Source organism: Embleya scabrispora DSM 41855 (assembly GCF_000372745.1).
Lineage (GTDB): Bacteria > Actinomycetota > Actinomycetes > Streptomycetales > Streptomycetaceae > Embleya > Embleya scabrispora.
On record NZ_KB889574.1, the window covers coordinates 134,839 to 156,114 of the forward strand.

Genomic DNA, 21,276 nt, shown 5'->3' on the forward strand with positions numbered 1-21,276 from the left:
GGGTCAGTCCTTCCGGCCCGAGTGCGCGCGCGAGCGGGAGCGAGAGAGCACGATGGCGCCGATCAGCGCGGCCAGGAGCAGTACGGACAACACCTCGAACGGCAGCACCCACACCTTGAACAGGCTCTGCCCGGTGACCTCGGTGCTGCCCACGGTGTCGTCGCCCAGGTGCAGGTAGGCGGTGCGGAACGCGTCCACGATCACGGTGAGCAGGGTCGCGGTGGCGCCCAGCGCGACCACGGCGGCGGGGATCCGGGCGGCGGAGTCGGGCGGTTCGGAGTAGCCGATCGGCGCCTTGGTGAGCATCAGGCCGAACAGCAGCAGCACCACGACCGCGCCGACGTAGATCAGCACCTGGACCCAGGCGATGAACTCGGCGGTGAGCAGCAGGTACTCGGCGGCCAGCCCGCCGAGCGTGACCACCAGCCACAGCGCGGCGTGCACGACCTGACGGGTGGTCACCACGAGCAGCGCGGAGCCGAGCACGACGAGTCCGATCAGGACGAAGGCGATCTCGGCGCCGGTGGGCGAGAGGAAACCGTGCTCGGCGACGGCGAGGTTCACGGGTTCTCCTCCGCTTTCGCCGCAGCGGCCCGGGCCGCGGCGGCGGCCTTCTCCGCCTTCTCGACGGCCTTGCGGGCCTGGATCAGTTCCTTGGGGTCCTCGGCGTGCTCGTCCAGCGCGGGCGGCGGCGGGACGGTCCACATCCACTCGCGCAGCTTGTCCTTCTCGTGGGTGAGTTCGAGGATGTCGTCGGTCGCGTACTCGAACTCCGGCGACCAGAACAGCGCGTCGAACGGGCACACCTCGACGCAGATCCCGCAGTACATGCACAGCGCGTAGTCGATCGCGAAGCGGTCGAGCACGTTGCGGGTGCGGTCGCGCGCGCCGGGTTCGCGGGCGGGCACGACCTCCTTGTGCGAGTCGATGTAGATGCACCAGTCCGGGCATTCGCGCGCGCACAACATGCAGACCGTGCAGTTCTCCTCGAACAGCGCGATCACCCCGCGCGAGCGGGGCGGCAGTTCCGGCAGGACCTCCGGATAGGACTGTGTGACGGACCTCTTGGTGAGTGTCTTGAGGGTCACCGCAAGACCCTTGGCCAGGCCCTTCATCAGGTCGCCACCTTTACCACGCCGGTCAGGACGAGTTGGCCGAGCGCGAGCGGGACGAGCACCGTCCACGCGAGCTTTTGCAGTTGGTCCTCGCGCAGTCGCGGATAGCTGACCCGCAGCCAGATCACCACGAACGCGAGCACGCCGATCTTGAGCAGGGTCCACAACCAGCCGACCGAGTCCGACCACGGTCCGTGCCAGCCGCCCAGGAACAGCACGGTGGTCAGCGCGCACACGATCAGGATCCCGGCGTACTCGGACAGCAGGAACAGCGCGAAGCGCAGGCCGGAGTACTCGGTGTAGGCGCCGAAGATGATCTCCGAGTCGGCGACCGGCATGTCGAACGGCGGGCGCTGGATCTCGGCGAGGCCGGCGGTGAAGAACACCATGCCGCCGATCGCCTGCCAGGGCAGCCACCACCACTCGAAGCCCTCGACGATCCCGGGCAGCGACACCGTCCCGGCGGCCATCGCGACCGAGGCCGCGGCGAGCAGCATCGGCAGTTCGTAGGCCATCAGCTGGGCGGCCGAGCGGATGCCGCCGAGCAGCGAGTACTTGTTGGCCGAGGCCCAGCCGCCCATCAGCGAACCGAGCACGCCCACGCCCATCACCGCGAGCACGAATACGATGCCGGCGTCGATCGTGCGACCGACGAAGCCGTTCGGCCCGATCGGGATCGCGATCAGCACCACGAAGTAGGGGATCAGCGCGACGGCCGGCGCGAGCTTGAACACCTTGCGGTCGGCGCCGGCCGGGACGATGTCCTCCTTCTGCGCGAACTTGACGCCGTCGGCGACCAGCTGCGCCCAGCCGTGGAAGGCGCCCGCGTAGATCGGGCCGACCCGCGCCTGCATGTGCGCCATCACCTTGTGCTCGGTCTGCCCGATCAGCAGGGGCAGCACGAGGAACGCCCCGAGCACGAGTACGAGCCGGAGGCACACGTCGAGGAGACTCACGGGGTGTCCCCTTCGGTGGCCGGGCCGGGGTCGCTCGGAGGCGTCGGTGGCGCTTGGCTCGCCGAACCCTCCGAGGCGCTGCGGGTGCGGCGAGCCGGTGGACCATCAGACGTGGCCTGGCTCGCCGAGCCGGCCGCGGCGCTGCGGGCGCGGCGTGGGCGTTCCTCGGAAGCGGCGGCCTCGGCCGCCGCCTCCTCCTTGTGCGGGCCCCACGTCGCCGGGTCCGGCACGCCGGGAGGCAGGGTACGGCGGCGGCCCGGAGCGCGGCCCGGCCCGGCGCCGTGCTCGGACTCGCCCGGCTCCTTCGCGCCCGGCCACGCCTTGGCCACCCGCGCGGCCAGGACGAACTCCTTGCGCAGTGGGTGTCCCTCGAAGCCGTCCGGCAACAACAGCGGATCCAGGCCCGGGTGGTCGGTGAAGTCGATGCCGAACATCTCGTGCGTCTCGCGCTCGTGCCAGCGAGCCCCCGCGTACACCCCGGTCGCGGTCGCCAGCACCGCGGCCTCGCGCGGCACGCGGGTGCGCAGCAGCAGCCTGGGCCCGGTCGGGATCGCGCACACGTGCGCGACCACGTCGAACCCGTCGGCGAGTTCGTCCACCCCGGTGAGCCAGTCGAAGAACGCGCAGCCGAGCCCGTCGCGCGCGGCGGTCAGCGCGGCGACCCAGTGCTGCGGCGCGACGTCGACGGTGACCAACCCGTACGCGTCCGACACGGCGAGCACCAGGTCCTCGCCCAGTCCCGCGCGGATCTCCTCCGGCGTCATCGGGCATCCCCCGCGGGAGGCGTGGGCGGGGCGACCAGCGGTCGGCCGAGCGCGGCGGCCGGCAGCTTGCGCGCGTATCGCGCCGCCGGGTTCTCCACCGCGATCCGCTCCTGGAGCTTGAGGATGCCCTGGAGCAGCGCCTCCGGCCGAGGCGGGCAACCGGGCACGTACACGTCCACCGGCACGATCTGGTCCACGCCCTTGGTGACGCAGTACGAATCCCAGTACGGCCCGCCACAGTTCGCGCACGACCCGAACGAGATCACGTACTTGGGCTCGGGCATCTGCTCGTACAGCCGCTTGATCGCGGGCGCCATCTTGTCGCTGACCGTCCCCGACACGACCATCAGGTCGGCCTGCCGGGGGCCCGGCGCGAACGGGATCACACCGAGCCGGATGAAGTCGTGCTTGGCCATCGAGGACGCGATGAACTCGATCGCGCAGCAGGCCAGGCCGAAGTTGAACACCCAGAGGGAGTAGCGCCGTCCCCAGTTCAGCACCAGCCGCACCGGGTCCGGCGCGAGCCGGGAGAGCACCCCGAGCCGGGGCGGCGGGAGGTCGACCGGTGTGCGCTCCACCGGTGCGGGGGTCAGGTCCATGCGAGCACGCCCTTCCGCCACGCGTACAGCAGTCCGGTGGCCAGGAAGCCGACGAACACGAACATCTCCACCAGGGTCGCGGTGCCGAAACCGGGCGCGTCGAACACCGTCGCCCAGGGGAACAGGTAGATCACGTCGACCGCGAAGATGACGTACAGATAGGCGTAGAGGTAGTAGCGGATGTGAACCTGCGCCCACCCCACCCCCACCGGGTCGACGCCGCACTCGTAGGTCATGAGCTTCTCGTGCGTGGGTACGCTCGGTCGCAGCAGTCGCCCACCGGCGAATGCCACCGCGACGAAGGCCGACGCGACGAGCAGCACCAGACCCACGAGCGCGTACGTTCCGTAGTAGCCCTCCACCTGGCGTCTGCCTTCCGATCGACATTGCCCGAACGTTGCGTGGTCGTTGCGTACGTTTGTGGCACGGGAGTCTAGGGGGGTTGCGCCGGACCTGTCCCCAGTGTCCAGTGCGACCGACCGGCCGGATCGGCGATACCGCTCCCGAGCCGAAGGTGGTAGGGACAACCCCACCCCCAAGACACCTACCCGCGCCATGGGAGCCGCCCGGAGCACCGGGCAGAGTTGACCCAACGGATCGGCTTCTCTCCCAGCGAGGCAACTCCATGTCCATGCCCTCACCCGCGACTGCCTACGACGGGTCCACAGGTGATGCCCCGGCCCGAGCGCGGCCGGGCATCCTGCGCGCGCCGTTCACGGTGCGCACGTGGACCGACACGATCCATCTGGTGCTCAATCTGCCCATCGGCATCATCGGTTTCACCTACGCGGTGCTGTTCATTGCCCTCGGCGTCGGCCTGACCCCGCTGTTCCTGCTGGGATTGCCGCTGTTGGCGCTGACCCTGATGGGCAGCAGGCTGTTCGGCCGGATGGAACGGGCCCGGGCGAGCGCGCTGCTGGACGAGCACGTGCGTGCGCCGGCGCCGCTTCGGCACCGGCCCGGGCCCACCGGGTGGATCCGGTCCGGCCTGACCGACCGGACCGGGTGGCGGGCCAGTCTCTATCTCTTCCTGCAGCTGCCCTGGGGGGTCTTCACCTTCGCCGTCACAACGGCACTGTGGGCGACCTCGCTGAGCGCGATCACCTATCCGCTCACCCAGTCGCTGTACCGCCGGGCCGACATGCCGGGCGCGATGCTCCGGGGCGACGGGCCGCACGAGCCGGGCACCGACCACTACCTGGCCGGGCCGGGCCCGGTGTCGCTGACCGTGGCGGCGGGAGTGGTGTTGTTCTTCGCGACCCCGTGGCTGGTCCGCGGGATGGCCAACGTGGATCGGGTGATGGTGCGCGGCCTGCTCGGTCCGGCGTTCCTGTCCGAGCAGGTGCGCGACCTGACCGTGTCCCGGGGGGCCGCCGTGGACACCGCCGCGTCCGACCTGCGCCGGATCGAGCGCGACCTGCACGACGGTGCGCAGGCCCGGCTGGTGGCGCTGGCGATGGACCTGGGCATGGCGAAGGAGAACCTGAGCACGAGTCAGGACACCGAGACCGCGCGGATGGTCTCCTCCGCGCACGACGAGGTCAAGCTCGCCCTCCAGGAGTTGCGCGACCTGGCCCGCGGCATCCACCCGGCGGTGCTCACCGACCGGGGTCTGGACGCGGCGCTGTCCTCGATCGCGGCCCGCTGCACGGTCCCGGTCCGGGTCGAGGTGGACCTGCCCGATCGTCCGCCCGCCCCGATCGAGTCGGTCGCCTACTTCTGCGCGTCCGAGCTGCTGACCAACGTCTCCAAGCACGCGCGCGCCTCGCACGCGTGGGTGACGGTGGGGCACCAGGACGGCCGGATGTATCTGATCGTCGCCGACGACGGCGCGGGCGGCGCCGCCACGGGCAAGGGGTCCGGCCTGGCCGGCCTGATCGAGCGGGTGCGCGGGGTGGACGGCACGCTCACCGTGGACAGTCCCGAGGGCGGGCCCACCAGGGTCACCGTGTGGCTGCCGCTGTGATGATCCGCCGATCCTGAGATCGCACCCGCCCGCGGTACGCCGCATCGACTCGAATCCGGAAGACTGTAGCCGCACCCGCTCTCCGGGTGCGGCTATCGGATTTGGGGGATGTGAACGCTGTGCGCGTCGTCATCGCTGAGGATTCCGTACTACTCAGAGACGGTTTGTCCCGCCTGCTGACCGCTCGCGGCCACGAGGTCGTGGGCGAGGTCGGGGACGCCGAGCAACTGGTCGCCGTCGCGGGGCGACTGCGCCCCGACGTCTGCGTCGTGGATGTGCGCATGCCGCCCACGCACACCGACGAGGGCATCAGGGCCGCGGTGCGGATGCGGGCGACCCTGCCCGAGGTGGGCGTGCTCGTCCTGTCACAGTACGTCGAGGAGCAGTACGCGACGGAACTGCTCGCGGGCAACACCAGCGGCGTGGGCTATCTGCTCAAGGACCGGGTCGCCGACGTCGGCGACTTCGTCGCGGCGGTCGAGCGGGTCGCCGGCGGCGGCACCGCGCTCGACCCCGAGGTGGTCTCCCAGCTGCTCGGCCGCTCCCGCAAGCGCGACGTGGTGGAAAAGCTCACACCGCGCGAGCGCGAAGTGCTCGGTCTGATGGCCGAGGGACGCACGAACGCGGCGGTCGCGCAGGCTCTGGTGGTGTCGGACGGCGCGGTGGAGAAGCACGTCAGCAACATCTTCGGCAAGCTTGGTCTCGCGCCCAGTGACACCGATCACAGACGCGTCCTCGCGGTACTCGCGTATCTCGGATCCTGACATCGTAGGGATCGAATTACTGGACCCATGCAATCATCCGGTCGATCGGAGCCGCCGCCCCACATCGGGGCGGGCTCTTGGTTTGCTCGGATATAGGTGGATATGTGCCCCCCTGCGGGCCATGTCCGGAGCGTGACGCCGCTCACGTCGCGCGCAGGGCGGATCCTCGCCCGCTCCGGGGGGCGCCACGGCCCCCATCTGTACCGCCGTACGATGAAAACTGCGACATCCGCGCGGTGCGCGGACCAACCGCCGCAGCGCCGAGGAGGTCCTTCCCCGTGACCAAGCAGGTCAAGCAGCTCGACCGGGTAGTGATCCGGTTCGCCGGCGATTCCGGAGACGGAATGCAGCTGACGGGCGACCGTTTCACGTCCGAGACGGCGACGTTCGGAAACGATCTGTCGACCCTTCCCAACTTCCCCGCCGAGATTCGGGCACCCGCGGGCACCCTGCCGGGTGTGTCGAGTTTCCAGCTCCACTTCGCCGACCACGACATCCTGACGCCGGGCGATGCCCCGACCGTCCTGGTCGCGATGAACCCGGCGGCGCTCAAGGCCAATATCCGCGACCTGCCGCGCGGGGCCGAGATCATCGTCAACACCGACGAGTTCTCCAAGCGGGCGATGGCCAAGGTCGGCTACGCGAACAGTCCGCTCGAGGACGGCTCGCTGGACGCCTACAACGTGCACGCGATCCCGCTGACCACGTTGACGGTCGGCTCGCTGTCCGAGTTCGAGATCTCCAAGAAGGACGCCGAGCGGGCGAAGAACATGTTCGCGCTGGGGCTGCTGTCCTGGCTGTACCACCGGCCGACCGAGGCGACCATCGCGTTCCTGCGCCGGAAGTTCGCCAAGCTGCCGGTGATCGCCGAGGCGAACGTGGCGGCGTTCAAGGCGGGTTGGAACTTCGGCGAGACCACCGACGACTTCGCGGTCTCCTACGAGGTGGCCCCGGCCAAGCTGCCGGCCGGTACGTACCGCAACATCACCGGCAACCTCGCGCTGTCCTACGGCCTGGTGGCCGCCGGGCAACTGTCCGAGCTGCCGGTCTACCTCGGTTCGTACCCGATCACCCCGGCCTCGGACATCCTGCACGAGCTGGCCAAGCACAAGAACTTCGGCGTGCGCACGTTCCAGGCCGAGGACGAGATCGCGGGCATCGGTGCCGCGCTCGGCGCCTCCTTCGGCGGCGCGCTCGGCGTGACCACCACCTCCGGTCCGGGCGTCGCACTCAAGTCCGAGACGATCGGCCTCGCGGTCTCCCTGGAACTGCCCCTGCTGATCATCGACGTGCAGCGCGGCGGACCCTCGACCGGTCTGCCGACCAAGACCGAGCAGTCCGACCTGCTCCAGGCCATGTTCGGCCGCAACGGCGAGGCGCCGGTGCCGATCGTGGCCCCGCAGACCCCGTCCGACTGCTTCGCGGCCACCATCGAGGCGGCCCGGATCGCGCTGAAGTACCGCACCCCGGTCTTCCTGCTGTCCGACGGCTACCTGGCCAACGGCTCGGAGCCCTGGCGGCTCCCGGAGACGTCCGAACTGCCGGACCTGCGGGTCGAGTTCGCGACCGAGCCGAACCAGGAGATGCCGGACGGGACCAAGGAGTTCTGGCCGTACAAGCGCGACCCCGAGACGCTGGCCCGCCCGTGGGCGGTCCCCGGCACGCCGGGTCTGGAACACCGCATCGGCGGGATCGAGAAGGCCGACGGGATCGGTTCGATCTCCTACGACCCGGCCAACCACGACCTGATGGTGCGCACCAGGCAGGCCAAGGTGGACGGCATCGCCAACGACATCGAGCCGCTGTGGGTCGACGACGCGACCGGTGACGCCAAGGTGCTCGTGATCGGGTGGGGCTCCACCTACGGTCCGATCGCCGCCGGTGTCCGCCGGGTACGCGCCGCGGGCGGCAAGGTCGCGCAGGCCCATCTGCGCCACCTCAACCCGTTCCCGGCCAACACGGCCGAGGTGCTCAAGTCGTACGACAAGGTGATCGTCCCGGAGATGAACCTGGGACAGCTCGCCCTGCTCCTGCGCGGGAAGTTCCTCGTGGACGCCATGTCGTACAACCAAGTTCGCGGTCTGCCGTTCAAGTCCGAGGAACTGGCTCACGTGATCCAGGAAGTGATCGAGAGTGTCTGAGTCTGCGAACGGCGCCGGCGGCTTCCCTTCGCTGTCGCTGATCCCGAAGGCCGACGGCAAGCAGTCCATGAAGGACTTCAAGTCGGACCAGGAGGTGCGCTGGTGCCCGGGTTGCGGGGACTACGCGATCCTGGCGGCGGTGCAGGGCTTCATGCCCGAGCTCGGTCTCCGCAAGGAGAACATCGTGTGGGTCTCGGGCATCGGCTGCTCCAGCCGCTTCCCGTACTACATGAACACGTACGGCATGCACTCGATCCACGGGCGCGCGCCGGCCATCGCCACCGGTCTGGCCACCTCGCGCGAGGACCTGTCGGTATGGGTGGTCACCGGTGACGGCGACGCGCTCTCGATCGGTGGCAACCACCTGATCCACGCCCTGCGGCGCAACGTCAACCTGAAGATCCTGCTGTTCAACAACCGGATCTACGGTCTGACCAAGGGTCAGTACTCGCCGACCTCCGAGACCGGCAAGATCACCAAGTCCACCCCGNNGGGCTCNCTCGACCACCCGTTCAACCCGCTGTCGGTGGCCATCGGCGCCGAGGCGTCGTTCGTGGCCCGGTCGATCGACTCCGACCGCAAGCACCTGACCTCGGTGCTGCGCGCGGCGGCGGCCCACGAGGGCACCGCGCTGGTGGAGATCTACCAGAACTGCAACATCTTCAACGACGGCGCGTTCGAGCAGCTCAAGGACCCCGAGCGGCGGGACGACGTGACCATCCGGCTGGAGCACGGGCAGCCGATCCGGTTCGGCGCGCAGGGCCAGTTCGGCGTCATCCGCGGCGCGCGCGGTTCGCTGGACGTGGCCGAGGTCGCACAGGTCGGCGAGGACGCGCTGCTGGTGCACGACGCACACGCGGACAACCCGGAGTTGGCCTTCGCGCTGACCCGGCTGGGCGACCTGACCAGCAACACGCACACCCCCATCGGCGTCTTCCGCGACATCGAGCGCCCGGTCTACGACCGGTTGATGTCGGCCCAGATGGCCGAGGCGGCGAGCAGTGCCGGCGCCGGCGACCTGTCCTCGCTGATCCGGGGCAACGACACCTGGACGATCGACTAGCGGGACCCCGACGTCCGGACACATCCACACCGAGCGGGGCCCGACGGATCCTTCGTCGGGCCCCGCTCGGGCGCCCGCCCCTGTTCGGCCGAGCGTGGGCATGTGCGGGATGACGCACGGGCAGGCGAGGGGTCATGCAGTCACCCCTCGGCCCGCCCGCTCCGCTCAGCGTGGATGTCCGGATTCCCGAGACGGTCGGATACCGCATCAAGAAACGACTGCTCGGTCCGCCCCTGGTCAGCTCGCGACTGCGCGGCGAGAAGTTGTCCAACCCGACCGCGCTCGGGGTCCTGGCCTCGGACTGCATCTCGTCCTCGGCGTACGGCACCGAGCAGATGTTGCGCGCGCTGGTGCCCTACATCGGCGTCGCCGCCTTCACCCTGCTGCTGCCGGTCACCTACGCGATCCTCGCGGTGCTGCTGTTGCTGACGCTGTCCTACTGGGACGTGGTCGGCCTGTACACCAAGGCCGGCGGCTCGTACATCGTGGCCCGCGACAACTTCGGGCCGCGCGTCGCGCAGATCGCCTCGGTCGCGCTGCTGATCGACTACGTGGTCACCGTCGCGGTGCAGACGGCGGCCGGCACCGACGCCATCGCCTCGCTGCTGCACCTGGTGTGGGGTACCGACATCAGCGGCTGGAAGCCGGAGATCTGCGTCGGTGTGGTCGCGGTGCTGTTCTACGGCAACCTGCGCGGGGTCAAGGAGGCCGGCCGGGCGTTCGCGCTGCCGGCGTACCTGTTCATCGGCGCGATGGCGGTGGTCTTCGCGGTCGCGCTGGTGCGCTGGGCGAGCGACGGCTCACTGCCCCAGGCGGACGTGCATGTGGCCGGCGCGGTGCAACTGGGCGAGTCGGGCGGCGGACTGCTCTACGGGGCATCACTGTTCGTGGTGCTGCGCGCCTTCGCCAACGGCGGGTCCTCGTTGACCGGCCTGGAGGCGCTCTCCAACAGTGTGTCCACCTTCCGCGAACCGCAGGGCCGCAACGCGCGCGAGACGCTGGTGGCGATGTCCCTGGTGCTCGCGGTGCTGGTGCTGGGCATCTCGCTGCTCGCGCGCGCCACGCACGCGATCCCCTACGTGGACGGCGATCCCACGGTGATCGCGCAGGAGGCGCACCTGGTGCTCGGCGGGGGCGTTTTCGGTCGGGCCGGGCTGATCTTCGTACAGCTGGCCACCGCGCTGATCCTGTACACCGGCGCGAACACGCCGTTCAACGGATTCCCGTTCCTGGCCGACTTCGTCGCCGAGGACGCGTTCCTGCCCAAGATGCTGCGCAGGCGCGGGCACCGGCTGGCCTTTTCGAACGGGATCATCCTGCTCGCGGTGCCCGCCGTCGCGCTGTTGCTGGTGACCCAGGCGAGTGTGGACTCGCTGGTCGCGCTGTACGCGATCGGCGTGTTCACCGGGTTCATGATGGCGGGCGCGGGACTGGCGAAGCATCACTGGACACACCGCGTCGGCGCCTGGCGGGCCGGGTTCGTGGTCAACGCGCTCGCGGCGGTGGTCTCCGGGGTGGTGGTGCTGATCTTCGCGATCACCAAGTTCACCGAGGGCGCGTGGCTGGTGGTGGTGCTCTTCCCGCTGGGCGTGTGGGCGCTGATCGGGGTCAACCGGCGCTACCGGGAGGAGGCGGCGGCGCTCGCGGCGGCGCCGGCCACGGCGGACTTCGGCCTGCGGGACCGGTCGGTGGTGGTGGTGCTGGTCGACTCGCTCGACGTCGCGGTGCTCCAGGCGGTGCGCTACGCGCGTGCCCTGCGGGCCGACGATCTGCGCGCGGCGCACTTCGTGCTGGACAGTCGGCAGGCCAAGGTGCTGCGCAAGCGCTGGGAGGCGAGCCGGGCGGCCGACATCCCGCTGGAGCTGATCGAGTGCCCGGACCGGCGGCTCGCCCGGGCGGTCATGGAACTGGCCGCGCGAGAGGTGGCGGACGGCGCGTCCGGGATCACCCTGCTGCTGCCTCGGCACACCTACCCGCCGGTGATCGGCCGGCTGTTGCACGGCCGCACCACCGACTCGATCGCGTCCGCGCTGACCCGGGTCCCGCACGCGATCGCCACCGTCGTGCCGTTCGACGTGGCCGCGGCGATGGCGCATCGACCGCCCGTGTCCGACGAGCCGACCGGGGCCAGGTGTGTGCCCCGGTTGTTGCCGGCGATGGACGCGGAACCGGGGCCGGTCACCCAGGCAGCCGAGGCCGCCTCGGTGGCCGAGCTCAAGTGGCGGCAACGAGCCGAGGTGGTCGGCCGGGTCCGTTCGGTGTCCCCGTCACCGGAGACCGCTCGGCCGGCCCTGGAGGTCGAGCTGTACGACCGCACCGGCGGTCTCCTGCTGCTCTTCCACGGCCGCCGACAGCTCGCCGGCGTGGAACCGGGCCGCCGAATGCGGGTCAAGGGTGTGGTGGGCGAGGCCGAGGGACACTTGGCGATGTCCGATCCGAGCTATGACTTGCTCCCGGAGGACGAGTGAGGGCGGCTGTGGTCGCTTGTGTCGCTTGTGTCGCTTGTGTCGCTTGTGTCGCTCGTGTTGCTTGTGTCGCTTGAGGTGCGCTGCTGTGATCGCCCGGGGACGACCGGATGGCCGAGGGCGATCAGGGCGTGCTCGACGGCTGTGACGTGCTTTCGGGGTCGTCGGACCGGCCCACCCGGCGGAGCAGGCCCAGTCGGCTGGCGGTGCGGGTGATGTCGGTCGGCAGGTCGTCGCCGGCGAGGAGTTCGGCCAAGGCGTGGTCGCTGCACAGGAAGAGCCGCACGTCGGCGTCGCAGCAGACGTCGATCAGGTTCACGAAGCGCTGCCGAGCCTCGGCGCTCGCGGTCTTCAGCGCGGGCAGCGCGCCGAGCACCCAGGTCGGGTACGTCTCGGCGAGCACGAGGTAGTCGAGCGGCGAGGTCCGGCCCTCGCACAGCGCGGCGAATCCGCCCCACAGTTCGCCCGGCCGGGCCGCCTCGACCGCCAGGTCGCGGTGGTTCACCCGCAGCGTGACCGCCTCGTCGGGGGTGGGTGGAACCAGGCCCTGTCCGCGCAGTTGCTCGGAATCGCCGGGCCACAACACCGCGCCTCGGCCGAACTCGGTGGCCGGCGTCTCGGCCCGGGGCAGAGTCCGATAGTCCTGCGGGCCGGCCACGGTGACCACGGTCATCCGCTCCTCGATCTCGCGGATCGTCGGCTCGAACAGGTGGTGGTAGAGCGGGTTGGGCAGCAGTCCGCCGGGCGGATAGTTGGACGTGCAGACCAGCACGACGCCGCGTGCGTGCAACTCCCGCAGCAGCCGGGTGACCAGCATCGCATCGCCCGGATCGTGCACGTGGAATTCGTCGAAGCACAACAGGTCGACGTCGCCGACCAGTTCGGACACGGCCGCGTCGACGGCGCTGTGCTCGTGGCCGTGGTCGTCGCGGTGCCGGTTGACCGCCTCGTGCAGGCGCCGGAAGAAGGCGTGGAAGTGCACCCTGGTGCGCCGCTCGGCGGGCAGTGGTACGGCCGCGAAGAACGCGTCGAGCAGCCAGGTCTTGCCCCGGCCGACCGGGCCCCACAGGTAGAGCCCCGCCGCCGGCCGGCGGTGGAACAGGCCGTGCCCGCGACCCCGGCTCAGCGCGGCGCCGAGTTCGGCGAGCCGATCGGCGGCCTCTTCCTGCGCCGGATCGAGCACGAAGCCGCGTGTGTTCGCGGCTTCGTGGAAGTGGCCTCGCATTGTTTCGACCGTCGCTCGCCCCATGATCGAGATCCTAGTGAGCGGCTGTTCGCGGACCGCGACGGCGGTCGGGTCGGGTCGGAGCGGAGCCGCGAGTGGCGTCGGTCTCGGGCTCGGCATCGCGATCGGGCTCGGGCTCGGGCTCGGGCTCGGGACGGCGACGAAATCAGGGTGAGTCGGCGCGAGTTCGGGGGCGCGAGGCGAACAGGACAACCAGAAGCAGCGCGACCCGCATCGAGGGCGGCTAGTCCAGCGACGAGTCGTCGGCCCGGACGGGTATCGCGTGGTACTCGACCTCGACATAGAACTGGCCGTTCGGCCGTTTCAACCGGCGCACGGTCCGATGCCCCGTGGCACCGAGCTCACGCAACGCCTTCTGCACCCGATAAGGCCCTTCGGGCATTACGTCGGCCACGTCCTTGCCGGTGAACTTGATCCCCTCCGGCACCGCCAACATGCACGCGAGCACTCGCCGCGCGAGCGGGCTGAGGCCCTCGTCCGAAACATCCGACACGGGATCACCTCCCCACGGTTCAGTCGACGATCGCGGCGGTGTCCAGCACGAACCCGAACGGATCCGGCATCGTCAGCCGCTTACCGAAACCGACCTCGACACGGCCGGTATAGCTGCCCTTCTCCGGATCGGTGAACAGCGTGACCTTGGCTTCGGAGCGGTCGATCAGGAGGTAGAGCGAAATCGCGGCCTCGGCGTAGACCTGCCGTTTGGTGAACCGATCCCGCCCCGGGGCGGTCGACGTCACCTCGACCACCATGAGCACGTCGGCGGATGGCATCCAGGGCTCGGCGTCTCGCATCGCGCCGGACAGGGTCACGGTGATGTCCGGAATGACGCGAGCGCCTGTCGGGGTCGCCAGCCCCTTGTTCATCGCCGCATCGAAACGCTCGTCCACGTCGAAGCGCGCCAGTTGTCTGACCAAGCGCCAAATGAACGTCTCGTGATCGCCATCCGGCGGTGGTGTCACGCTGGTCTCCCGGTCGATGAACTCCACGCGAAAGTCGTGAAGTCGCTCGGACAGGGCGAAGAACACCTGCAACGGATCCGGCATCGCATCGTCGTCGGTTTCCACATCATGTGTGTACACGGCTTCGACGGACATCACACCCGCTCCTCCCCTCCCCGAGACAACACCTTCAGCCTAGTTTCGCCTCCCGACCCGCAGTACCCCTCACAATCCGGTTCACCCGATCGGGCAGCGGCACGCCCTAGGGTCTCGCGTATGCGTGTGGAGCTGCATCAGATCGTCGTGGACGCTCGGGAGCCGGGGTCGTTGGTTCGGTTCTGGGCCGGGGTGTTGGGTGGGGAGCCGGTGGATCGGGAGCGGGGTTGGTCGCACGTCGAACCGCCCGGCTCGGCGCGGATGGCGTTCCAGCCGGTGCCCGAGGACAGGGCCGGGAAGAATCGGCTGCACCTGGACCTGCGGGTGGCCGACCTGGACGCGGCGGTGGCGCTGGCGATCTCCCTCGGGGCGAGTGCGCGCGGACCCGTGATCACCGACGAGCAGGGGTCGTTCCGGGTGATGGTCGATCCGGAGGGCAACGAGTTCTGCTTCGTCACCTGACGCTTCGTCACCTGACGCGACGACGGGTCGGCTCGAACGGGGAGTCGGCGGGACACTGTCGCCGTTCCCCGCGAGCCGACCCGTCGGTCGTCGCGGCTGTCGCCGGGCCGGTCAGGCCGCCGTCACGACCGCTTCGCGGGCGAGCACACACGGCGCGCTCTTCGGGCCCTTCTTCGCGAAGATCACCAGCCGCATGAAGGCGAACCGGCCGATGCCGGCCAGGCCGGAGGCCGAGAGGTAGACCGCCTGTTCGACCAGGACGCCCGCGTTCGGGTCGATCGCCCGCAGGGTCAGCATCGCGGCCGTGGTGAAGAGGTAGCAGACCAGCACCGTCAGCGCCGCCTTGACGTGGTCGCTCTTGCCGGGCTTGTCCTGGCCGAAGGTGAACCGGCTGTGCAACTCGGTCGCGATCAGCGTCGAGCCGACGGTCACCAGCGCGTTGGCGGCGGCGAACGGCACGTGGCCGGACAGCAGGACCAGCGTCGCGCTGCTCGCGAGGCCGACACCGCCGCCGAAGACGACGAAGCGGACGAAGGAGCCGATCACTCCGGGGGCCTTGGCGGTGGTGGTGCTCGTGGTGTCCATGTCCAAGAGCATCCGCCGCACCGCCGGCAGCCCCCGCACAGACCGCTGACCACCCACACAGCTTGCTGTCAGCGCCGCCCCCGACCCTGCCCGGACTGTCAGCGCATGCCTGTGACCTGGGCATTCACCCGAAGTTCCAGTCGGCCGGCAGCTCCGCCGCACAACACGCGCACACGAAGTCGGCCTCCTTGACCACGTTGCGCTCACCACAATCCGGGCACCGACGGAAGACGAACTCGTGGGTGAAGCCCTCGGGACGCGCCACCCCGATCCGGGCGAGTGCCGCGACGACCGCCGGCCACGAGCGCGGCTCCGGGCAGTAGCCGGTCGACTGGTTGCCGACCTCGACCGCCGCCCACACTCCGTCCTCGATCCCGAACGCGATCTCGCCCGCGGCGAGCAGGCGCTCGCCACCCGCGCAGGCCACGTGCTCACTGCGCCGCGGCGCGAGCCGCAACACCCCGTCCAGTCCCACCACATAAGTAAAGGGTTCGTCGTGCACCTGCGCCTCGACCCAGGCCGCGAACTCGGCCGCCGAGCGGATCGGTCGGCCCTCGGTAGCGGCCCGCACGACCTCGGCCCGGATGTCCGCCGGTCCGACATACCCGTAACCGCGCGTGAAAGCCCCCATCTCACCACTGTGACAGGTCGGCGCCGGCCGGCACGCAAACCCTTCGGTGAACGGCGAAGGGTCGCGAGGCTAGCGTCCACGGCACACGACGTGGGGCTTTCGGCGACGGGTCGGGGGCGGAGTGAGAGGTGGGTCGCGATGGGGCGAGGCGATGGGGATTCGGCGGCTGCGCGGGCCGTGGCCGGGCGGTTTCGGGAGGTCAACGGGGACCATGCGATGACGCCGGCGGACGACGCGTACGTGAGTCGGCAGTTCGTCGAGTTGCACGCGCTGTGCACCGAGGTCGGGCGTGATCCGGACGAGGTGCGCGAGCTGATGCTGGCTGGGCTGTTGCCGCTGCCCGCCTATCTGCGCGCGGACGGTGCCCAGATGGTGCCCGCCGACCTGTTCGCCCTCGCCGACGCGGCCGGCGGCCCGGATCGGCTGCGGGCCTGGTTCGTTGGGCACTGGTCCGATGAGCACGAGGGCGAACAGGAGTGGGACGCCTATCTCAGCGGCCGGTACGTCTGCCTGCGCACGGTGTCCCCGACCACCATTCGCCGCAAGGGCGAACTGGTCGCCGCGATCGACGCCGCGCTGGCCGCGGCCGACTCGGGCTCCCCCGCGCAGGCCGCCGCACTGCATGCCCTGGTCGACGAGCTCGACGCCTTGGAGCCGGACTTCACCGCCTACGACCGACTCCGCTTCGGCGGCCCCGTCTCACGCGACACACACATCACCGCCCCGCGCGCCCACCGACCACCGATCAGCGCGCGGTGACGACCAGGGTGTAGTCGACGACGGTCGTCGAGGTGCCCGAGGAGCCGCGGACGGCGAGTGTGCGCGTGCCCGTGCCGAGCGGGGCCGACTGCACCCACAGACCGCACCCGTAGGTGTTCACCTCTTCGGTGTTGCCCGTGATCGGATCGCCCTCGACGGCTCGGGACCGCGCGCCGACCGGCGGTCGGTGGGCGCGCGGGGTCGGTTCGCCGGCTGCACCGCGCGCGACGCGTCGACCAGGCCGTGGCCGTGGAACGAGTCGATGTCGCCCGCCGCGGTGCACGGTGCCGCGCACGCCGGTCTGCTCGCCGTCGCGTACAACCGGGCCGTGATCGCGTCCGGCCCCCAGGTCGGATGCAGGGAGGCGATCAACGCCGCCACCCCGGTCACCGCCGGCGCCGCCATCGACGTGCCCTGCTTCCGCGCCCAGCCGCCGTCGCCCGACGTGGACAACACGCCCTCGCCACCCGCCGCGACGTCGCCGCCCGGCCCGGCCAGATCCACCACGCCCAGGCCCGTGTTCGAATAGCTCGCCCGCCGTGCGTTCGCGCCGACCGCGGCGACCGTGACCACGCCCGGGAGTTCGGCGGGCAGCTCGCGGCACGCGTTTGTCACCGGCCGCGGTCGCGCCGGGCGCCCGGTGACGGCGTCGTTCGGGCTGTGCGGATCCACCGTCTTGTGCGCGAGGTCGTAGGCGTCGTTGCCCGCCGCCGCGATCGACAACACGCCCCGCGCCGCCGCGTACGCCGCCGCCCGGCGCACCGCCTCGTGAATCACCGCCTGGTCCTCGTCGTCCGGACACAGCAGCCACCACGGGTCGTTGTAGTAGCTGTGGTTGGCGATCCGCAGGCCCCGGTGCGCGTGCTCGGCCAGCCAGACGAACCCGCATACGCTCGCCTCGCCGTGGAACAACGCGTCCTCGTCACCGATCCGCAGCGCCGCGATCCGCACCCCGGGCGCCACCCCCACCACGCCGCGCCCGTCGCGCGCCGCGGCGATGGTGCCGGCCACGTGCGTACCGTGATCCGAGCGCGCCGCCCGCCACGCCGCGCCCGCTTGGATCGGCCGGCCCGTCGAGCAGTCCACGGACAACGCGGCATCGAAGTTCGGCGCCAGGTCGGGATGCCGATCGTCCACACCCGAATCGGCCACCGCGACCACCACGTCCGCACTGCCCTCGGTGATCCGCTGCGCCTCGTACGCGTGCACCATCGCCAGATTCCACTGCGCCGCCTCGGCCGGATCCGAAACGGCCCCGCCGACCCGAGCCGCCGGCCGCCCGGTCGCCCGCACCCGCAGCGGCACCGTGCGCGTGGCCCCCACCCGTGCCACCCCGGGCCGCCCGCGCACCGCCGCCGCGAACCCCGGCCCACCGTGCGCCACCACCACGCCGACCCGCCCGTACGCGTACACCACCACACCCCCGGCCCGCCGCACCGCCGACTCGGCGAGCATCGTCTGCGCCGTCCCGGCCGAGGGGGTCAACACCAGATACGAATAGGTCTTCGCCGGAGCGGCGTCGGCCGATCCCGCCGCCGCGGGCGTCGACCCGAACAGCGTGGCCGCGGCCGCCGACACCATCGCGATCGCCGCACGCATCCTCATGTGGGCGTACGTACACACGAGACACCCGAGCCAACCGGACATTCACTCGGACGAGTCGCCGCCCGCGACCGGCCCGGCTCCGCTCACGTGGTGATGTCGCGTTCGGTCATCCGAGCCCAGGCCGCCGCGCCGAAGATGGCCGTGTAGGCCGTCTGGACACCGAGGTTGCGGATGATCTCGTCGGTCGGGATCGGACTCCGCAGCAGGTCGCCGAAGCTCATCCAGCCGTCGGTGAACAACCACGGGTGGATCGCCGACAGTTGCGGGATACCGGTCAGGATCGCGGTCACGATGACCACGCCGACCGTGGTGGCCATCGCCGCCACCGGCACCGTGGTCAGTGTCGAGACGAACAACCCGATCGCCGCCAGGCCCACCAGCGAGGCCGCCACACACAGCGCGATCAACAACGCCCGCCAGGACGCCTCGCCCATCGAGATCGTGTCGCCGGTCAACAACGGCACATCGCCCATCGGGAACAGCGCGGCGCCCACCACCAGCGCGGACACCGCCACCGTGAGCGTCGCGGCCAGGCAGAACGCCAGCACACCGGCGAACTTGACCAGCAACAACCGGGTCCGACCGGCCGGCGCGACCAGCAGATAGCGCAGCGTCCCGGCGTGCGCCTCGCCCGCGATCGAGTCGCCCGCCACCACGCCGACCGTCATCGGCAGGAAGAACGGCAGCGCGGCGGCCAGCGACGCGAAGACCAGGAACAGCCCGTTGCCGGTGACCTGGTTCACGAAGTCCATCGACCCCCCGCCACCACCCCCGCCCGAGGAGCCGCCGTCGTGGAAGTAGCGCAGTGCGACCCCGAGCATGACCGGTACGAAGGCCAGGAAGCCCAGCATCGCGGCGGTGCGCGGGCGCAGGAAGACCAACCGCAACTCGCTGCGCGTCAACCCGCGCAACCGCGGCGGACGTTCGGACCCGAACGCCTCCTTGTCCGCCGAGTACCGGAACGCGGGCGACAGGACACCCGTCTTGGGCAGTGCGTCAGTCGGTGACATCGAAGCCTTCTCCGGTCAGGGCGACGAACGCGTCCTCCAGGGACGGTCGCGCGAGGGTGAACGAGCGGACGCGGACATCGGCGCGGACCAGCGCCGCGCAGACCTCGTCGGGCTCCAGCGGCGCCGGGTCGGCCTCGACGCCGTCGCGGGTGGTGACGATGTCGCTCGCGCCGAGCCTGCCCAGCACCACGACCGCCGCCTCCGCGTCGGGAGTCGTGACGACCAGCCGGGCCCGGGTGCCGGCGCGCAGCGATTCCACCGTGCCCTGCGTGATCAGCCTGCCGTGGCTCATCACCGCGACATCCGTGCACACCTGCTCGATCTCGTCCAGCAGGTGCGAGGACAGGAACACCGTGGTGCCGTCTGCGGCCAACTCGCGGATCAGCGTCCGGATCTCGCGCATCCCCTGCGGGTCGAGGCCGTTGGTCGGCTCGTCGAGCACCAGCAGGTCACGCGGGCGCAGCAGCGCGGATGCGATGCCCAGCCGCTGCTTCATGCCCAGCGAGTAGGCCCGCGCCTTGCGACCGGCCACCGCCGTCAGGCCGACCTTGGCCAGCGCCTCGTCCACCCGGGCGTCGCGGGTTCGCGGGTCCGAGGTGGGATCGGCGGCGTCCAGCCGGTCCAGGTTCTGCCGACCCGTCAGGAAGCCGTAGTGGGCCGGGCCTTCGATCAGCGCGCCGACCCTGGGCAGCACCCGCCCGACGGCCCCGGGCATGGGGCCGTCGAGCAGGGTGACCGAACCGCCGGTCGGCCGGATCAGGCCGAGCAGCATCCGGATGGTCGTGGTCTTGCCGGAACCGTTGGGCCCGAGGAACCCGAAGACGGAACCGGCCGGCACGATCAGGTCGAGGCCGTCCACGGCGAGCCGGTCCCGGCCGTAGCGCTTGGACAGCCCCTCGGTACGGATCGCGGCGGTCCCGACCGCCGTGGACGCGGTCATCGCTGTGCCGCGATCCGCTGGAGCGTGTCCGCGTCGACCGCGCCGACGAAGATCCGGCCCGAGTCGGTGCCGAGCACGTTCAGCAGGCGCGTGTTGATCAGCGTCCCGCCCGGAACCGGCTTGCCCAGCTTGCCCAACAGCCCGGTGGCGTCCTTGGCCTCGCCGCCGGCGGGCAGCTCGACCACGGTCGCCCAACCCTCGCCGAGCAGGCCCGGTTCGGCCCGCTCCCCGGTCGGCGCCGCGGGTGTGCCCGGCGTACCCGGCGTGCCGGGTGCCTCGGGCCGCGCCTCGTTCGGCGTCGCCTCCTCGACCCGGGCCCCGGCCGGCGGCTTGAAGTCGAAGGTGCCGGCCGCCGGCTTGTCGTACGAGACGTTCTCGAAGCCGATGTCGATCGCGGGCTTGCCGCCCTTGACGGTGTCCACGGTCACCCGCAGCGGCACCCCGGTCTTCGCGTCCACGAACACCGTCGCGGCGGCGATCAGGCTGCCCTGGGCCTTGGGCGCGAAGCGCAGTTTGTACACGTCGTGCCCGGCGACCCGACCGGTCCCGTCGACCCGGACGTCGGTGGTCGGGCCGACCAGGTCGAGCAGTTGCCGGGCCGCGTCCTGCGGCGTGGTCGGCACCAGCGACGCGACATCGGAGCGGCCGTGGTCGAACGTGCCGTGCGTCACCGCGTGCGCGCGGCTGTCGTAGGTCCACACGTCGCGGCCGTTGTGGATGACGTTGTATTCGGCCAGATCGGACATGATGCCGATGCGCTGCCGGTCCGGGCCGTCCAGGGCCACCTGGAGCTTGTTGGTGCCGGACAGCAGTGCCTGCGGGCCGTTGCCGCCGGCCTTGCCGGGCAGGGCGGGCAGGCCCAGGTCGGTGTCGATGCGGACGGTGCCGGTGAGCGCGTCGGCCCGGGCGGCGGCGACCTTGGCGACGAGTTGCTCGGCGGTCTGTTCCGGTAGGCCCGGATGCGAGTCGTCGGCGAACGCGCTCGGGCCGAACGTCACGGCACCGACGGTCGCGGCCGCGATCGCGGCCGGCACCGCGAAGCGCCACGGAACGGATCGGCGGGTGGTGCGAGTCATGGAGATTGCCCCCTGATTCGGGTGTCGAATGC

22 protein-coding genes and 1 pseudogene are annotated in these 21,276 nt (G+C 70.8%); 7 read left to right on the forward strand and 16 right to left on the reverse strand.

Going from position 1 to position 21,276, the window contains the following annotated elements; translation table 11 throughout:
* Positions 1-3: 3 nt before the first annotated feature.
* From A3IC_RS0106705 to A3IC_RS0106730, 6 genes are read right to left on the reverse strand one after another with little or no spacing between them, the layout of a single operon-like run.
* Complete coding sequence (locus A3IC_RS0106705; RefSeq protein WP_020549288.1) at positions 4-564, reverse strand: NADH-quinone oxidoreductase subunit J family protein; 561 nt, start codon at positions 562-564, stop codon at positions 4-6.
* Positions 561-1,115: a NuoI/complex I 23 kDa subunit family protein gene (locus A3IC_RS0106710; protein WP_020549289.1), complete on the reverse strand. Its 555-nt coding sequence runs from the start codon at positions 1,113-1,115 to the stop codon at positions 561-563. The genes A3IC_RS0106705 and A3IC_RS0106710 overlap by 4 nt, the downstream gene beginning before the upstream one ends.
* Complete coding sequence (locus A3IC_RS0106715) at positions 1,115-2,071, reverse strand: complex I subunit 1/NuoH family protein (protein WP_020549290.1); 957 nt, start codon at positions 2,069-2,071, stop codon at positions 1,115-1,117. The genes A3IC_RS0106710 and A3IC_RS0106715 overlap by 1 nt, the downstream gene beginning before the upstream one ends.
* On the reverse strand, positions 2,068-2,835 hold the full coding sequence (locus A3IC_RS0106720) for an NADH-quinone oxidoreductase subunit C (RefSeq protein ID WP_020549291.1): 768 nt from the start codon (positions 2,833-2,835) through the stop codon (positions 2,068-2,070). The genes A3IC_RS0106715 and A3IC_RS0106720 overlap by 4 nt, the downstream gene beginning before the upstream one ends.
* Positions 2,832-3,434 (reverse strand): NADH-quinone oxidoreductase subunit B, encoded by a 603-nt coding sequence (locus tag A3IC_RS0106725; RefSeq protein WP_020549292.1) that lies wholly within the window; start codon positions 3,432-3,434, stop codon positions 2,832-2,834. The genes A3IC_RS0106720 and A3IC_RS0106725 overlap by 4 nt, the downstream gene beginning before the upstream one ends.
* A complete protein-coding gene (locus tag A3IC_RS0106730; protein WP_020549293.1) occupies positions 3,425-3,796 on the reverse strand; it encodes an NADH-quinone oxidoreductase subunit A in 372 nt (123 codons plus the stop codon). The genes A3IC_RS0106725 and A3IC_RS0106730 overlap by 10 nt, the downstream gene beginning before the upstream one ends.
* Before the next feature lie 269 nt (positions 3,797-4,065).
* Here A3IC_RS0106730 and A3IC_RS0106735 point away from each other — a divergent pair, with 269 nt between their 5' ends.
* From A3IC_RS0106735 to A3IC_RS52880, 5 genes and pseudogenes are all read left to right on the forward strand, one after another.
* Positions 4,066-5,400, forward strand: coding sequence for a sensor histidine kinase (locus A3IC_RS0106735; RefSeq protein WP_020549294.1), 1,335 nt, complete (start codon positions 4,066-4,068; stop codon positions 5,398-5,400).
* Between the two features lie 119 nt (positions 5,401-5,519).
* Entirely contained in the window at positions 5,520-6,164 is a 645-nt protein-coding gene (locus A3IC_RS0106740; RefSeq protein ID WP_026217954.1) for a response regulator transcription factor, read from the forward strand.
* A 278-nt stretch (positions 6,165-6,442) separates the two neighbouring features.
* Positions 6,443-8,305, forward strand: coding sequence for a 2-oxoacid:acceptor oxidoreductase subunit alpha (locus tag A3IC_RS0106745; RefSeq protein ID WP_020549296.1), 1,863 nt, complete (start codon positions 6,443-6,445; stop codon positions 8,303-8,305).
* 67 nt (positions 8,306-8,372) lie between these two features.
* Positions 8,373-9,368, forward strand: coding sequence for a 2-oxoacid:ferredoxin oxidoreductase subunit beta (locus A3IC_RS0106750; RefSeq protein ID WP_245599175.1), 996 nt, complete (start codon positions 8,373-8,375; stop codon positions 9,366-9,368).
* Between the two features lie 134 nt (positions 9,369-9,502).
* Positions 9,503-11,458: pseudogene (locus tag A3IC_RS52880) on the forward strand (APC family permease); the annotation flags it as partial.
* A gap of 499 nt (positions 11,459-11,957) precedes the next feature.
* On the opposite strand, the gene zapE reads toward A3IC_RS52880, so the two are convergent.
* The 3 genes from zapE to A3IC_RS0106775 form a co-directional block, all read right to left on the reverse strand.
* Positions 11,958-13,082 (reverse strand): cell division protein ZapE, encoded by a 1,125-nt coding sequence (gene zapE, locus A3IC_RS52885; protein ID WP_245599165.1) that lies wholly within the window; start codon positions 13,080-13,082, stop codon positions 11,958-11,960.
* Positions 13,083-13,302: 220 nt separating this feature from the next.
* Entirely contained in the window at positions 13,303-13,572 is a 270-nt protein-coding gene (locus A3IC_RS0106770; RefSeq protein WP_020549301.1) for a hypothetical protein, read from the reverse strand.
* Positions 13,573-13,591: 19 nt separating this feature from the next.
* On the reverse strand, positions 13,592-14,176 hold the full coding sequence (locus A3IC_RS0106775) for a Uma2 family endonuclease (RefSeq protein WP_052173239.1): 585 nt from the start codon (positions 14,174-14,176) through the stop codon (positions 13,592-13,594).
* 120 nt (positions 14,177-14,296) lie between these two features.
* Between A3IC_RS0106775 and A3IC_RS0106780 the strand changes: the two genes are divergently transcribed.
* Positions 14,297-14,638, forward strand: coding sequence for a VOC family protein (locus A3IC_RS0106780; RefSeq protein ID WP_020549303.1), 342 nt, complete (start codon positions 14,297-14,299; stop codon positions 14,636-14,638).
* 111 nt (positions 14,639-14,749) lie between these two features.
* Here the strand turns inward: A3IC_RS0106780 and A3IC_RS52890 are convergent, their stop codons facing one another.
* Positions 14,750-15,223 (reverse strand): GtrA domain-containing protein, encoded by a 474-nt coding sequence (locus A3IC_RS52890; RefSeq protein ID WP_106668808.1) that lies wholly within the window; start codon positions 15,221-15,223, stop codon positions 14,750-14,752.
* A 124-nt stretch (positions 15,224-15,347) separates the two neighbouring features.
* Entirely contained in the window at positions 15,348-15,854 is a 507-nt protein-coding gene (locus tag A3IC_RS0106790; RefSeq protein ID WP_020549305.1) for a hypothetical protein, read from the reverse strand.
* A 216-nt stretch (positions 15,855-16,070) separates the two neighbouring features.
* On the opposite strand from A3IC_RS0106790, the gene A3IC_RS0106795 reads away from it, so the two are divergent.
* A complete protein-coding gene (locus A3IC_RS0106795) occupies positions 16,071-16,613 on the forward strand; it encodes a DUF6058 family natural product biosynthesis protein (protein ID WP_245599166.1) in 543 nt (180 codons plus the stop codon).
* Here A3IC_RS0106795 and A3IC_RS72415 read toward each other — a convergent pair.
* The 5 genes from A3IC_RS72415 to A3IC_RS52905 all read right to left on the reverse strand — a co-directional run bounded on the left by A3IC_RS72415 (position 16,600) and on the right by A3IC_RS52905 (position 21,244).
* Entirely contained in the window at positions 16,600-16,734 is a 135-nt protein-coding gene (locus A3IC_RS72415; protein WP_020549307.1) for a hypothetical protein, read from the reverse strand. The two genes, A3IC_RS0106795 and A3IC_RS72415, sit on opposite strands and share 14 nt — an antisense overlap.
* The gene (locus tag A3IC_RS52900; RefSeq protein ID WP_158695834.1) at positions 16,731-18,218 is read right to left on the reverse strand and encodes a S8 family peptidase; all 1,488 of its coding nucleotides are present in this window, start codon (positions 18,216-18,218) and stop codon (positions 16,731-16,733) included. The genes A3IC_RS72415 and A3IC_RS52900 overlap by 4 nt, the downstream gene beginning before the upstream one ends.
* Positions 18,219-18,301: 83 nt before the next feature.
* Positions 18,302-19,228, reverse strand: coding sequence for an ABC transporter permease (locus tag A3IC_RS0106810; RefSeq protein WP_020549310.1), 927 nt, complete (start codon positions 19,226-19,228; stop codon positions 18,302-18,304).
* Entirely contained in the window at positions 19,215-20,168 is a 954-nt protein-coding gene (locus A3IC_RS0106815; protein ID WP_020549311.1) for an ABC transporter ATP-binding protein, read from the reverse strand. The genes A3IC_RS0106810 and A3IC_RS0106815 overlap by 14 nt, the downstream gene beginning before the upstream one ends.
* Positions 20,165-21,244, reverse strand: a complete 1,080-nt coding sequence (locus A3IC_RS52905) for a LolA family protein (RefSeq protein WP_020549312.1) — start codon at positions 21,242-21,244, stop codon at positions 20,165-20,167. Before A3IC_RS52905 ends, A3IC_RS0106815 begins: the two co-directional genes overlap by 4 nt.
* Positions 21,245-21,276 lie beyond the last annotated feature (32 nt).